Annotated in this window: 15 protein-coding genes; 6 read left to right on the forward strand and 9 right to left on the reverse strand. The window is 63.1% G+C overall.

Translation table 11 applies throughout. The features are described from left to right. Positions 1-108 precede the first annotated feature (108 nt). The 3 genes from MKD49_RS19555 (at position 109) to MKD49_RS19565 (ending at position 3,522) form a co-directional block, all read left to right on the forward strand. Positions 109-1,275, forward strand: a complete 1,167-nt coding sequence (locus MKD49_RS19555) for a ribonucleotide-diphosphate reductase subunit beta (protein WP_121042594.1) — start codon at positions 109-111, stop codon at positions 1,273-1,275. 503 nt (positions 1,276-1,778) lie between these two features. Next, positions 1,779-2,672, forward strand: a complete 894-nt coding sequence (locus tag MKD49_RS19560; protein WP_256497709.1) for a histone H1-like repetitive region-containing protein — start codon at positions 1,779-1,781, stop codon at positions 2,670-2,672. A 310-nt stretch (positions 2,673-2,982) separates the two neighbouring features. Beyond that, a complete protein-coding gene (locus MKD49_RS19565) occupies positions 2,983-3,522 on the forward strand; it encodes a YggT family protein (RefSeq protein ID WP_121042598.1) in 540 nt (179 codons plus the stop codon). Positions 3,523-3,601: 79 nt separating this feature from the next. On the opposite strand, the gene MKD49_RS19570 is transcribed toward MKD49_RS19565, so the two are convergent. From MKD49_RS19570 to MKD49_RS19610, 9 genes are all read right to left on the reverse strand, one after another. Continuing rightward, the gene (locus tag MKD49_RS19570; protein ID WP_252697134.1) at positions 3,602-4,195 is read right to left on the reverse strand and encodes a peroxiredoxin; all 594 of its coding nucleotides are present in this window, start codon (positions 4,193-4,195) and stop codon (positions 3,602-3,604) included. Between the two features lie 73 nt (positions 4,196-4,268). Continuing rightward, positions 4,269-5,204, reverse strand: a complete 936-nt coding sequence (locus MKD49_RS19575) for a carbohydrate kinase family protein (RefSeq protein ID WP_034333773.1) — start codon at positions 5,202-5,204, stop codon at positions 4,269-4,271. Between the two features lie 136 nt (positions 5,205-5,340). Then, positions 5,341-6,630 (reverse strand): DUF3426 domain-containing protein, encoded by a 1,290-nt coding sequence (locus MKD49_RS19580; protein ID WP_252697135.1) that lies wholly within the window; start codon positions 6,628-6,630, stop codon positions 5,341-5,343. Positions 6,631-6,633: 3 nt separating this feature from the next. Next, positions 6,634-7,548, reverse strand: a complete 915-nt coding sequence (gene prmA / locus MKD49_RS19585) for a 50S ribosomal protein L11 methyltransferase (RefSeq protein WP_252697136.1) — start codon at positions 7,546-7,548, stop codon at positions 6,634-6,636. Between the two features lie 84 nt (positions 7,549-7,632). Continuing rightward, positions 7,633-9,012, reverse strand: coding sequence for an acetyl-CoA carboxylase biotin carboxylase subunit (gene accC, locus MKD49_RS19590; RefSeq protein WP_252697137.1), 1,380 nt, complete (start codon positions 9,010-9,012; stop codon positions 7,633-7,635). 117 nt (positions 9,013-9,129) lie between these two features. Then, entirely contained in the window at positions 9,130-9,603 is a 474-nt protein-coding gene (gene accB, locus MKD49_RS19595; RefSeq protein ID WP_121042608.1) for an acetyl-CoA carboxylase biotin carboxyl carrier protein, read from the reverse strand. 123 nt (positions 9,604-9,726) lie between these two features. Continuing rightward, entirely contained in the window at positions 9,727-10,164 is a 438-nt protein-coding gene (gene aroQ / locus MKD49_RS19600) for a type II 3-dehydroquinate dehydratase (protein WP_088756245.1), read from the reverse strand. Positions 10,165-10,295: 131 nt separating this feature from the next. Continuing rightward, positions 10,296-10,817, reverse strand: a complete 522-nt coding sequence (locus MKD49_RS19605; protein ID WP_209533700.1) for a TlpA disulfide reductase family protein — start codon at positions 10,815-10,817, stop codon at positions 10,296-10,298. Positions 10,818-10,820: 3 nt separating this feature from the next. Further along, positions 10,821-11,462: a hypothetical protein gene (locus MKD49_RS19610; protein WP_252697138.1), complete on the reverse strand. Its 642-nt coding sequence runs from the start codon at positions 11,460-11,462 to the stop codon at positions 10,821-10,823. A gap of 66 nt (positions 11,463-11,528) precedes the next feature. Here MKD49_RS19610 and mpl point away from each other — a divergent pair, with 66 nt between their 5' ends. The 3 genes from mpl to MKD49_RS19625 are packed head-to-tail and all read left to right on the forward strand — an operon-like array spanning position 11,529 to position 14,112. After that, entirely contained in the window at positions 11,529-12,911 is a 1,383-nt protein-coding gene (gene mpl, locus MKD49_RS19615) for a UDP-N-acetylmuramate:L-alanyl-gamma-D-glutamyl-meso-diaminopimelate ligase (RefSeq protein WP_252697139.1), read from the forward strand. After that, positions 12,908-13,498 carry a YqiA/YcfP family alpha/beta fold hydrolase gene (locus MKD49_RS19620; RefSeq protein WP_252697140.1) on the forward strand — a complete coding sequence of 197 codons (591 nt, stop codon included), beginning with the start codon at positions 12,908-12,910 and terminating at the stop codon, positions 13,496-13,498. The genes mpl and MKD49_RS19620 overlap by 4 nt, the downstream gene beginning before the upstream one ends. Next, entirely contained in the window at positions 13,498-14,112 is a 615-nt protein-coding gene (locus tag MKD49_RS19625; protein ID WP_039789229.1) for a chorismate lyase, read from the forward strand. The genes MKD49_RS19620 and MKD49_RS19625 overlap by 1 nt, the downstream gene beginning before the upstream one ends. The last annotated feature ends 4 nt before the right edge of the window (positions 14,113-14,116 follow it).

A 14,116-nucleotide genomic window follows, 5' to 3' on the forward strand; every position in this document is an offset into this window, starting at 1 on the left:
ATCGCGGTGAACTTCACCGGATGCGCCGTTGTCACCTGATAGACACCCGCCGCGCCATGGTCATGCGACCTCGCCGGCAGCTACCGATAAAGTAAAGAGGAACCACAGATGCTTTCTTGGGATGATGAAGTCAAGCAACCGGCCCAGGCGCCGCGCACCCCCAACCTGCAGCCGCAACTGCAACCGGCCTTCGGCCAGTCCAATGCTGCGCTGAACCCGGCACTGATGGCCGGCAACAGCGAGCAGGTCGACACCACCCGCCGCGTCAATGCTGCCGACAAGCGCATCATCAACGGCCACACCGACGTCAACCAGCTGGTGCCCTTCAAGTACAAGTGGGCCTGGGACAAGTACCTGGCCGGCTGCGCCAACCACTGGATGCCGCAAGAGATCAACATGCAGCGTGACATCGAGCTGTGGAAGAACCCGAACGGCCTGACCGAAGACGAGCGCCGTCTGGTCAAGCGCAACCTGGGCTTCTTCGTCACCGCCGACTCGCTGGCCGCCAACAACATCGTGCTGGGCACCTATCGCCACATCACCGCACCGGAGTGCCGCCAGTACCTGCTGCGCCAGGCTTTTGAAGAAGCGATCCACACCCACGCCTACCAGTACATCGTCGAATCGCTGGGCCTGGATGAAGCCGAGATCTTCAATGCGTATCACGAGGTCGCATCGATCCGCGACAAGGACGAGTTCCTGATTCCCTTCATCGATACGCTGACCGATCCCGAGTTCAAGACCGGCACGATGGAGAATGACCAGAAGCTGCTGAAGTCGCTGATCGTCTTCGCCTGCATCATGGAAGGTTTGTTCTTCTACGTGGGCTTCACGCAGATCCTGGCACTGGGTCGCCAGAACAAGATGATGGGTGCGGCCGAGCAGTATCAATACATCCTGCGTGACGAATCGATGCACTGCAACTTCGGCATCGACCTGATCAACACCGTGAAGATGGAGAACCCGCACCTGTGGACTCCGGAGTTCCGCGACGAAATCAAATCGTTGTTTTTACGCGCGGTGGAGTTGGAATATCGTTACGCAGAGGATACAATGCCGCGAGGCGTGCTCGGGTTGAACGCTACCATGTTCAAGGGCTACCTGCGATTCATCGCAAACCGCCGCGCACAGCAAATCGGATTGGACCCGCTGTTCGCACAAGAAGAAAATCCGTTCCCGTGGATGAGCGAGATGATCGACTTGAAGAAGGAGCGCAACTTCTTTGAGACCCGTGTCATCGAATACCAAACCGGGGGCGCACTGAGTTGGGAATGATGTGCAGTCTTGAAGCTCTCTTCATCGAGACATGATGCACAACAGGAGCCGGGTAGCTTGCAAGATGCCCGGCTGCTGAAACGGAAAAGGCCTACGCCAAATTAATGAACAGTCAGAGACCGAATCAATCTTCTCTGTTATCGCCGCTTAACCCCATCTTGTCGGGTCAGGCGGCTTTTCCTTTGAAAAACACCAAGGTTTTTCAGGAACGCGATTCCGACGCTAGCGTTTGAACACGCTGGCGTTTTTTTTGGTGTCGCGCCTGCTCCCGTAGTCGCATCTTCCTGCGCCATTGCGCGGGCACTACCGGAGGGGCGTCGCCAAGATAGCTGAAGCGCTGCATAGGTGAGGGGATGCAGCAGTTCAGCTGGTGCCGAATTCATTAGCGCAAGCCACAGGCGGCTTGTGCCGATGAATAGCTCGCCCGCGTCATCGCGATGTCGCGTGCGGGTTGCTTATATCAAGCTTGATTTTTTCCATTCACGTGAAGAAGGAGAAACAAAATGGCAACAGCAGCAAAGAAGACCGCGGCGAAGAAGCCGGCGGCAAAGAAGGCGGCAGCCGCCAAGGAAACCACCAAGAAGGTAGCCGCGCCCAAGGCCGCAGCCGCCAAGAAGACCGTGGCCAAGGCCGCCGCCAAGCCGGCAGCTGCCAAGAAGGTAGCCGCTCCGAAGGCAGCAGCGAAGAAGGTTGCAGCCCCGAAGGCAGCAGCAAAGAAGGCCGCAGCTCCGAAGGCAGCCGCAGCAAAGAAGGTTGCAGCTCCGAAGGCAGCAGCCAAGAAGACCGCAGCTCCGAAGGCCGCCGCAGCGAAGAAGGTTGCAGCTCCGAAGGCAGCAGCCAAGAAGACCGCAGCTCCGAAGGCCGCCGCAGCAAAGAAGGTTGCAGCACCGAAGGCAGCAGCCAAGAAGGTTGCAGCGCCGAAGGCCGCCGCCAAGAAGGCAGCCGCTCCGAAGGCAGCAGCGAAGAAGGTTGCAGCTCCGAAGGCAGCAGCCAAGAAGGTTGCAGCGCCGAAGGCCGCTGCCAAGAAGGCAGCCGCTCCGAAGGCAGCAGCAGCGAAGAAGGTTGCAGCACCGAAGGCAGCAGCAAAGAAGGTCGCAGCGCCGAAGGCCGCCGCCAAGAAGGCAGCAGCTCCGAAGGCAGCCGCTCCCAAGGCCGCAGCAGCCAAGAAGGTTGCAGCACCGAAGGCAGCTGCTCCCAAGGCCGCCGCCAAGAAGGTAGCCGCTCCGAAGGCCGCAGCGCCCAAGGCAGCTGCAGCACCGAAGGCAGCCGCCAAGAAGGCCGCCGCTCCGAAGAAGGCAGCCGCCAAGCCGGCAGCCGCCGCAGCAGCACCGGCCGCCAAGACCGTGCTGAACCCGGCCGCTGCATGGCCGTTCCCGACCGGCGCTGGCCGTCCGTAAGATCGGCGTGCGTCTAGTCTGATCCCCTCAGACTGAAGGCCGCTGTATGGCATTGCGCCATGCAGCGGTTTTTTTATGCCTGCCGGAAGGGCCTTGCCGCTCCCGACGATGATGAAGGACTGCATCTCTGCTCTGGCATTCCGGCACAATGGCACAATATATGAAAGCTCAGGTGTGCTCGCACGCGGCGCTAACGCTTGCCTGCGCGACCACCTCGCCGCGGGCAGCACGCAGCACGCAGCAGACAGCGATTGCGCAGCGACCGCTTGCCCACTAGTATGTGCCCTGCCTCTCACTGATGGAGATCCCTGTGCTGCATAGTATTTTCACGATGATCGTCAACGCCGTCGCCAGCATCCTGGCCGGCGTCCTGCTGCTGCGCTTCTGGATGCAGGTAGTGCGCGTACGTCCGCCGCAATCGGTGGGTCAATTCGTCTACCAGCTCTCGGACTGGCTGGTGCTGCCGCTGCGCCGGGTGATGCCGGGCGGCCGCCATGACTGGGCCAGCCTGCTGGGGGCCTTCCTCATCGTGCTGCTGTCCATCATCGCCATCCTGGGTTTTCAGAGCGGTTTCGACTTCAAGCTCATCTTCCTGGTGGCACTGGAGCGCTTCTTTGAATGGATCTGCTACGGCTTCATGGCCACGCTGATCATCGAGGCCGTCTTCAGCTGGGTCAATCCGCACGCACCGCTGGCCCCTTTCGTGCGGGCTCTGAACGATCCGCTGCTGCGTCCGCTGCGCAGGATCATCCCGCCCCTGGGCGGCGTGGACCTGTCGCCGCTGGTGCTGCTGATCCTGCTGCAGATCGCGGTGCGCGTGGTCAGTGGGCTGCTCTTCGGCGGTTTCTGATTAGACCGCCGGGTTTGCCTCCACGTGAAAAGAGCCGGACATCCGGCTCTTTTTTCATCTGCACGCGGCAACAACGCGATCAGCGCTTCTGCTTTGCCGACCACTGCTCCAGCGCCTGCATGGTGTTCTCCACATGCTTTTCCGGATTCATGTCGGTGTACTCGTAGAGGATCGCGTGGTCCGGCGTGATGACGTAGGAGGTACGGCTGGCATAGCCGGTGACCTTCATGAACTGCGCGTCATAGGCCTTCATGATCTTCTTGTCGACATCGGCCGCCACCGCGAACTTGCTGCGGCATTCGCTGACCGAGAACTTGTTGAGGGTTTCGATGTTGTCGCCCGACACGCCGATGACGGTGGCCCCCAGCGCCTTGTAGCGATCCACGGCTTCCGCAAACAGGTGCGCTTCGATGGTGCAGCCGGAGGTGAAGGCGGCCGGATAGAAGTACAGCACCACCGGACCTTTCTTCAGCGCTTCCGACAGCGAGAAGGTCGACACCTGTCCGCCCAGCGAACTCGGTGCGGAGAACTCGGGGGCCTTGTCGCCCGGCTTGAGAGCGGCCACTGCACCCTGCGAACACAGCACTGCCCCCAGCAGGAGCGAGGCACCACACCAGCGGCGCAGGCGCGCGGCCGCATCGGCCGCGAGGGAAAACGAGGAAGGGTTCAGCATGGCGAATCTCCTTGATGATGCAGGAAGCCGGCATCGCGCATGAGTCGCTGCGCGTCAACGGCAGGGAAGCCCATCAGCCGAAGCGATAGCCGAAGGCCTTGTGGAAGCGCTCTTCGATCTCCGCCTTGGACGGCGCATGGTTCTGCGGACCTTGTGAAGCGATCTTGATGGAACCCATCAGGCTGGCCAGGCGGCCGGTGGTTTCCCAGTCATAGCCTTCGGTCAGGCCGAACAGCATGCCGGCGCGGAAGGCATCGCCGCAGCCGGTCGGATCGGCGATCTTGTCGGCCTTCACGCAGGGGATGGCGTGGTGCTTGCCGTCCACGAAGATGTCGGCACCCAGCTCGCCGCGTGTGACCACCAGGGCCGTGACGCGTTCAGCGATCTGCGCCAGCGACAGCCCGGTGCGCGCCGTCAGCAGTTCGGCTTCGTAGTCATTGACCGCGACATAGGTCGCCAGGTCGATGAAGTTCTTGAGGTCATTGCCATCGAACATCGGCATGCCCTGGCCCGGATCGAAGATCAGCGGGATCTTCAGTTCAGCCGCCTGCTGCGCGTGCTGCAGCATGCCGTCACGGCCATCGGGCGCGACGATGGCGAACTTGACCGCACCGGCGTCAGCGACCTTGTTCTCGTGCGACCAGGTCATGGCACCCGGGTGGAAAGCGGTGATCTGGTTGCTGTCGGCGTCGGTGGTGATGAAGCACTGCGCGGTGAAGGAGGATTCGATCTGGCGCACGCATCGGGTCGAGATGTCCAGGGCGGCAAAACGCTCCATGTAGGGTGCGCTGTCCAGACCGACGGTGGCCATCACGATCGGTTCGCCACCCAGCAGCTTGAGGTTGTAGGCGATGTTGCCGGCGCAGCCCCCGAACTCGCGGCGCATGGTGGGCACCAGGAAGGAGACGTTGACCTTGTGCAACTGGTCAGCCAGCAGGGCTTCAGCGAAACGGCCCTCGTATTGCATGATGTTGTCGTAAGCGAGGGAACCGCAGATCAGGGAGCTCATGGCGTGGTCGGGACAAGTGAGTGAATGATGCCGCATTGTAGAAGAAAAGCGGCGTGCAGTCCGAACCTGACGCAAGTCGTTTCGAGTTCAGGCCGGGCAGTGATGACCGGTGACGATCAGCCGGGATGAGTCCGGGTCAGGGATAGAAGAGATAGATGCGATAACCCGAGACCAGCGCATCCTTGAGCTCGAAGTTGAGCTTGATCTGCTGCTCGCTCTCGGGCCCGATGCCACGGTCGACCTGCGCCGGGTCGGCCAGATAATCGCGCGGGCGGAAGACGCGCCGCACCACCGCCTTCTCGTCGTCATTGTTGAGCGTAAGTTCAATATGCGGCCAGGCCTGGGCGCTGGTGCCGCGATTGCGCATCACCAGCGAGAGCGCATACACGTTCTGGTTGGGTGGCACCACCTGCAGTTCGTTGGATTCCAGCGAGAGGCGCTCGATCTCGGTGGGCAGGCCCACGGTGCAATGGAAAGCCACGCACATGCCGTTGAGCATGGGGCGCAGCTGCGGTACGGAGGCGGCCAGCGGATTGCGCCAGTAGTAGAGCGATTGCAGCAGCAGTACCGGCACCATCACGCCGGCCAGCACCATCATCACCATCTTCATGGCCTGGCTGATGCGCGCGCGGCGCTCGGCACGCTTGACGAAGCCGGGTTCGTCGGCGGGCTCGTCGTCTTCCGCTTCCGCTTCTTGTGCGTCGGATTTTTCTCCATCGCCGGGGAAGCCGTCCTTGGCATCGGCCACATCATGCAACACCGGCTCGTCGTCGATACGGAAGACGGCGGCCACCTCGGGCGGCGCGGCAATCTCGTCGGACTCGGCCGAGGAGCGGCGCAGCAGCGCTCCGCTGTCGGGGCCATCCTCTTGCGGCGGCATCGGGCTGCTGGCTTGATCCTCGGGACTTGTCTTGTCCACAGGCACAGCGGGTTTGAAGCTCGCACCAAGATCCGGGAGGTAGCCCGGACTGGTTGGCGAGCGGAACACCTTGGGCTCGGCAATGACCGGGATGGCGGCAGGCAAGGGAGCCGGCGCAGCAGCCTGGACGGGCTCGGCTGCCGACATTGGCTGCGGCGCAGGAACGTTCACCTCGGGGACGGGCGTTTGAGCAGGGGGAACGAAGGGAGGCTGTTGCGCGGTCAGCGGCGCGCCAGTTCGTTCATAGGGGCTGTTAGCGGGGGGCGTCGGGACGGAGGATGACGAAGCTGCCGGCGCAAACACCGGTGTCGCCATCCCGGCCTGGGCTTTGCTGCCTGGTGCCGGCTGGTAGTGGCCGTCGGCCACGCTGGCCTCGACCAGGTATTCGTTACCGTTGAAGACCTGGCGGCAATTGCCGCAGCGGACCAGTCCGCCGCGCAGTTTGAGCTGGTCGCTGGCGACCCTGAAGATGGTCAGGCAGTGCGGACACTGGGTCGCCAACGCCATGGATTACTCCGGCAGGCGGCCTGCCAGGGCCACCCAGCCTTCATGTTCGGCCCAGACGGACAGGGCGATCCAGGGCGCGTAGGCGTTGATGACTTCTTGCGCCTGGCGATCCAGCACGCCCGAGAGCACCAGCGAACCGCCGGCGCGCACGCGGCCGGCCAGCATGGGGGCCATCAGTTGCAGGGGGCCAGCCAGGATGTTGGCCACCACCACGTCGAAGCGCTCACCTTCCGGGTGGGCTGCAGCGAAGGGTTCCGGCAGGTAGTAAGTCGCGCTGCAGTGGTTGCGTTCGGTATTGTGCTGGGCTGACTCCAGCGCCTGCGGATCGATGTCCACCCCGATCACCTGCGGCACGCCGATCTTGGCGGCCACCAAGGCCAGGATGCCCGAGCCGCAGCCGTAGTCCAGCAGGGTTTGGGCCTGGGTGGCATTGGCTTCCAGCCACTCCATGCACAGCCGGGTGGTCGGATGGCTGCCGGTGCCGAAGGCCAGGCCCGGGTCCAGTTCCAGCACCAGGGCGTCCGGATCGGACGGCGCCTCGTGCCAGCTGGGCACGACCCAGATACGCTGGCCAATGTGGATGGGCTCGAACTGGGATTGCGTCAGGCGCACCCAGTCCTGCTCTTCCACAGTGCGCGTGGCAAAGGGCAGGGCATAGTCCAGGCCGATGGCCTTGGCCGCATCCATCACGATGGTGGCGTGGTCGGCATCCTTGCCGGCCAGCGCCACCACACGGCTGCGGTCCCAGGCGGCTTCTTCCGGCTCCATGCCGGGTTCGCCGAAGAGCGGACGCTCGGCGTCCGTCCCTTCATCGGCATCTTCCACCGACACCGAGAGGGCGCCAGAGTCCATCAGGGCGTCGGACAATGCCTCCGCCTGTTCGCGCGCCACTTCGATGACGATTTCTACCCAAGCCATGCTTGCCTGCCTTTGCTGTCGTTACTGTCGTTACTGTCGTTACTGTTGTTGCTGCTTTTGATGCTATTGCTGATGCACTGCGAGTTACTTCTTGATGGACTTGTCCGCTTCCGGCGCCGTCGGGCGTTCCGACAACTTATGTTCCAGATAATGGATATTGGTTCCGCCTTCGAAGAAGCGCGCATCCACCATCAACTCGCGGTGCAGCGGGATATTGGTCGAAATGCCTTCCACCACCATCTCCGAGAGCGCAATCTGCATGCGGCGGATGGCCTGTTCGCGGGTCGCACCGTAGGCAATCACCTTGCCGACCATGGAGTCATAGTTGGGCGGCACGAAGTAACCCGAGTAGGCATGCGAATCAACCCGGATGCCAGGACCACCCGGCACGTGCCACGCCGTGATACGGCCCGGCGAGGGGATGAACTTGAACGGATCCTCGGCGTTGATGCGGCACTCGATGGCGTGACCCTTCAGTTCGATGTCGCGCTGGCGGTAACGCAGCTTTTCGCCGGCGGCGATGCGGATCTGTTCCTGCACGATGTCCACACCGGTAATCATTTCGGTCACCGGGTGTTCCACCTGCACGCGGGTGTTCATCTCGATGAAGTAGAACTCTTCATTTTCGTACAGGAACTCGAAGGTACCGGCGCCACGATAGTTCATCTTGCGGCAGGCTTCGGCGCAGCGTTCGCCGATCTTCTCGATGATCTTGCGCGGGATGCCCGGTGCTGGCGCTTCCTCGATCACCTTCTGGTGGCGGCGCTGCATGGAGCAGTCGCGCTCGCCCAGCCAGATGGCTTGCTTGTGCTCGTCGGCCAGGATCTGGATTTCCACGTGGCGTGGATTTTCCAGATACTTCTCCATATAGACTTCCGGATTGCCGAAGGCGGCACCGGCTTCGGTCTTGGTCATGGTTACGGCATTGATCAGCGCGGCTTCGGTATGCACCACGCGCATGCCACGGCCACCACCGCCGCCGGCGGCCTTGATGATGACCGGATAGCCGATCTTGCGGGCGATCTGGACGATTTCCTTGGGGTTGTCCGGCAACGCGCCTTCCGAACCCGGCACGCAGGGCACGCCGGCACGGATCATGGCCTGCTTGGCCGAGACCTTGTCACCCATCATGCGGATGTTTTCCGCGCGCGGGCCGATGAAGACGAAGCCGGACTGTTCCACGCGCTCGGCGAAATCGGCGTTTTCCGAGAGGAAGCCGTAGCCGGGGTGGATCGCCTGGGCGTCCGTCACTTCAGCGGCGCTGATGATGGCCGGCATGTTCAGGTAGGACAGGGCCGACGGGGCCGGGCCAATGCAGACCGACTCATCGGCCAGCTTCACGTACTTGGCCTCGCGGTCGGCCTCGGAGTGCACGACCACGGTCTTGATACCCAGTTCGCGGCAGGCGCGCTGGATACGCAGGGCAATTTCGCCACGGTTGGCGATGAGGATTTTTTCAAACATAACAGGAATGAGGCGTCGCCAGGTTCAAGCGTTATAGGTTCCGGAGCCGGGCCGCGGCAGCCGGCATGTGCCGCGCGGCGGCCGTTGCTGCCAGGCCAGGGACTGCTGCGGCGGGAATCAGCCCAGCACGAACAGCGGTTGGCCGAACTCGACGGCCTGGCCGTTTTCCACCAGGATCTGCTTGACCACGCCACCCTTGTCGGCGTCGATTTCGTTGAGCAGCTTCATGGCTTCGATGATGCACAGGGTATCGCCTTCCTTGACTTCCTTGCCCACTTCGACGAAGGCCGGTGCGCCCGGTGCCGAGGAACGGTAGAAGGTACCGACCATGGGCGACTTGACGATATAGCCTTCCGGCACGGCCGGCGCCGCCGGTGCGGCAGCGGGAGCAGCTGCAGCCGGGGCGGCCGCGGCCACGGGGGCAGCGGCGGGAGCGTAGGCTTGCTGTTGCGGCACCATCACGACCTGGTTCTGGGCATTCGGGGACGACTTGACGATGCGGACCTTGCTTTCGCCTTCGGTGACTTCCAGCTCTTCGATGGCCGATTCAGCAACCAGGTCGATCAGCGTCTTGAGTTTTCGTAAATCCATTTGAATCCCTCGGAATGTAGATGAGTAGTGTTAAACGAAACGCCGGCGCTCTGTGGCGCCCGGCGGGTTCAGTCTGGGTCTTGCAGTACGTGAAGCGATCCGTTCGAAGCGGCGTGTCCGCCCTCAGGATTGACGCAGCCAGAAATCAACGGCCATACGATAGCCATCGACCCCGAAGCCGCACAGGACTGCCCGGGCGATGCCGGACAGATAGGAAAAATGCCGGAACTCCTCGCGCTGGTGCACATTGGAGATATGCAATTCCACGAAGGGAATCGCCACCCCGGCCAGCGCATCGCGCAGGGCCACGCTGGTATGGGTCAATCCACCCGGGTTGATGATGATGCCATCGACCCCCTCCAGGCGCGCCTGGTGGATGCGGTCGATCAGCGCACCTTCGTGGTTGCTCTGGAAGGTGGCCAGGGTCGCGCCGGCGGCGCGGGCCTGTTCTTGTGCACGCTGTTCGATATCGGCCAGCGTGGTGGATCCGTAGACTTCCGGCTCCCGGGTTCCGAGCAGATTGAGGTTCGGGCCATTGAGCAGGAGAAGCTGTTTTGCCATGGAGATTAAGCTCCGTTTGACGACGATGCGCGCATTTTGCCGTCAAATGCCATCATTTGGCAAGAAAAACTTTCTTTTCACGGATTTGCGTTTGCGGGCCGCCGAGGTGGCCCTGCAAGTGACTCTGCGATTCAGAGCTGTGACAGGTCGGCGCGCAGTTCATCGAACTTGATGCGGCCCAGGTAGACCTTCTTGACGTTGCCGTCCTTGCCCACCAGAGCGGTGAACGGAAGACCGCCCGCCTGATTGCCGAATTGCCGCAGCAAATCGGTGGCGCCGGTTCCGGCAACGAAGAGAGGATAGCGGATTTGGTACTTTTGCGCAAACTTGGCGATATTTTCCTGACTATCGACGCCAATTCCGAGGATTTGCACCGGCGCGATCTCCTGCTGCAAGGCCGTCAGCTCGGGCATTTCTTCCACGCAAGGGCCGCACCAGGTGGCCCAGAAGTTCACGACCAGGGGTTTGCCCTTGTATTGCGCCAGCGACTGCGTCTGGCCGCTGGCATCCGGCATCGATTGCGACAGCAGCTTGTTGAGCGCCTGGGTCTCGGGCGAGGCGGGCGGGTTGGCGCGATGGCTGGCATAGATGCCAACGCCCACGCAAACGACCGCAACCACGGCCAACAAGATCACATTTTTCAGCTTCGTCATGAATCAGTCCTCGGAGGGGGCATCGATGAGCGCCGCCAGCGCGGCCGCATCGCCGCGGTCGGGGCGTTTGCCAGGGGCGGCACGCAGGCTGCCGCGCAGGTCGTCTTCGTCATACAGGGCCAGATGGGCCAGTTCGGAGTCGGCACCGCGCTGGGGCAGCAGGAAGCTCAGGGTTTCCACCGCCTGGCCGGTGCGGAAGTGGCTGGTCTCGCCGACCTCGAAGTTCACATTCTTGTTCAGAAGGAAAATCTCGACATCCTTGGCGCTGGGGGAGAACAGCTGCAGGTGAATGTCCGAATGTTCACCTGCCGTGCCATTCCACACCGCGCCAGTAATATAAGGATTGAACTGCTGCAGGTCCTGCATCAGCTGCAGGGCCACCTGGCGCAGGTGCAACAGGCGCGCCGGCTGGGTATCGGCAAAGAAGAGTTGGTTGTAGATGCGGACTTCTTCTTCGATCTGCTCGTTATCCGGCATGATCTCGCCGCGCACCTTCTGGTTGCCCAGGATCTGTTTGGCCGCCTTGCGCTTGGCGCTGCCGTAGTCGGCGCCATCTTCGGCGATCATGCGCGCGGCGGCGGCGGCGATTTCTGCACGCAGCTGCTCGGTGGGGGAGGTGAATTCAAATTCAGACATGGGCGACATCATACTCGTTAGCAGGTGCAGCCGCCGGCTCAGGTAAAATCGCGGGATTACACCCCAAGATTCACTATGCATATACACATCCTCGGCATCTGCGGCACCTTCATGGGCGGCCTGGCCGTGCTGGCCAAAGAGGCTGGCCATACCGTGACCGGCTGCGACGCCAACGTCTATCCCCCCATGAGCACCCAGCTGGAAGCCCAGGGCATCACCCTGACCCAAGGTTTCGAGCCGTCGCAGGTGGAGATCAAGCCGGACCTGTTCGTCATCGGCAACGTGGTCTCGCGCGGCAACCCGCTGATGGAGGAGATCCTCAACCGCGGCCTGCCCTATGTCTCCGGCCCGCAATGGATGGGCGAGAACATCCTGCAGGACAAGTGGGTCTTGTCGGTGGCCGGCACGCATGGCAAGACCACCACCTCGGCCATGCTGGCCTGGGTGCTGGAACACGCGGGCTACCAGCCCGGCTTCCTGATCGGCGGGGTGCCGATGAACTTCGGCATCTCGGCACGCCTGGGCAGTGACGGCCAGGGGGGACCGTCGCCCTTCTTCGTCATCGAGGCCGACGAGTACGACACCGCCTTCTTCGACAAGCGCAGCAAGTTCGTGCACTACCGCAGCCGTACCGCCGTGCTGAACAATCTTGAATACGATCACGCCGACATCTTCCCCGATCTGGCCGCCATCGAGACGCAATTCCACCATCTGGTGCGCACCGTGCCCGGCATCGGCCGGGTCATCGTCAATGGCCGTGAAACCGCATTGCAACGCGTGCTGGCGCGCGGCTGCTGGAGCGAACGTGAAGACTTTGGCGTAGCCGCCGGCCAGCCCGGCTGGTCGCTGCAGACCCATGAGGATGGCCGTTTCGAGGTCTTCTTTGAAGGCCAGTCGCAAGGTACGGTGGAGTGGTCGCTGACCGGTGAACATAACCGCATGAACGCCCTGGCCGCGATTGCCGCTGCCCGCCACGTAGGCGTGCCGGCGGCCCAGGCCATCGAGGCATTGGGCGCGTTCCAGAGCGTGAAGCGGCGCATGGAGCTGCGCGGCAGCGCCAATGGCGTGGCCGTCTATGACGATTTCGCCCATCACCCGACCGCCATTGCCACCACCGTGGCCGGCCTGCGCAAGAAGGTCGGTACCGCTCGCATCCTGGCCGTGCTGGAGCCGCGCTCCAACACCATGAAGCTGGGCACGATGAAAGAAGCTCTGCCGGGCAGCTTGACTGATGCTGACCTGGTCTTCGGTTTCGGCGCCCAGTCCGGGCGTGATGCATTGGGCTGGGACCTGGCCGAAGCGCTGGCCCCGCTGGGCCAGAAAGCCGCTGCCTTCCACGACCTCGATGCACTGGTGCAAGCCGTCAAGGCTGCCGCGCAGCCCGGCGACCATGTGCTGGTGATGAGCAATGGCGGCTTCGGCGGCGTACACCAGAAGCTGCTGGACGCACTGGCATGATCCTGTACCTGCACGGCTTTCGTTCCTCGCCGCAGTCCTTCAAGGCGCGCGTGATGGGACAGCGCATGGCCGCGCTCGGCCTGCAGGACCAGTACGTCTGCCCGCAACTGCCGGCCTCGCCGGCCGGGGCCATCGCTCTGGCCGGTGCGCTGGTGGCGGGTGTGGACCCGGCGCAGCTGACCGTGGTCGGCTCGTCGCTCGGCGGCTACTACGCCACCTGGCTGGCCGAACACACCGGCTGCCGGGCGGTGCTGGTCAACCCGGCGGTCAAGCCGCCGCGTGACCTGGAATCCTATGTCGGCGTGACCACGCAATACCACTCCGACGAACCCTTTGAATTCAAGCGCGAGTACATCGCCGAGCTGCTGGCCCTGTCGATGCCGGCGATCACGCGCCCGGAGCGCTATTTCCTGCTCGCCGCCACCGGTGACGAAGTGCTGGACTGGCGCGAGATGGTGGCCCATTACCCCGGCGCGCGCCAGACCGTCATCGAGGGCAGCGACCATGGCATGGCCGAGTTTGCCGACCATCTGGACGAGGTGCTGGCCTTCTGCGGCGTGGACCTGCCCGGCAAGGCGGTGCGCTGATGCCCCATGCCGTCCGCAAGGCGCGCTGGATGGCGCATCCGCAGGCATTGGCGGCGCTGCTGGCGGCCGATGGCGACCTGGTGCGGCGCACCCGCGCCTGGCTGGCCGACCCCGGGTCCATGACCCTGAAATTGAAGAAACGGACCGAAAGCTTCAGTGTGCGCCTGCTGCGCCAGCGCCCGGGCCGCATCCTGGCCGATGAGCATGAAGCCTTGTGCATATCGCCCCGTAGCCGGGTGGTGGAGCGCGATGTCATCCTGCTGGGCGACGGGCAGCCGGTGGTATTCGGCCATACGGTGCTGTCGACCAGCTCAGTCAAGTCCGACTGGCCCTTTTTCAGCAAGCTCGGCAGCACGCCCCTGGGGGCCAACTTGTTCTTTGATCCGCTGGTCGGACGCAGCCCCATCCAGTATGCTCGGCTGTCCGCCGGCCACCCGCTGATGCGCCGCATCGCGCAGGCCTTGCCCGAGTCCGAATTGCCGACCAGTTTGCTGGCGCGCCGCTCCCTGTTTACCCGGCGCGGCGGCGTGCTGATGGTCACCGATGTTTTCCTGCCGGCACTGGAGGCGCTGATGCGTCCGCTGCCGGCCCACGTACCGATTGAAAAGCGATAGAAGC

The sequence above is a fragment of the Herbaspirillum sp. WGmk3 genome, from assembly GCF_023952535.1.
In the GTDB taxonomy this organism is placed as follows: Bacteria; Pseudomonadota; Gammaproteobacteria; order Burkholderiales; family Burkholderiaceae_D; genus Herbaspirillum; species Herbaspirillum huttiense.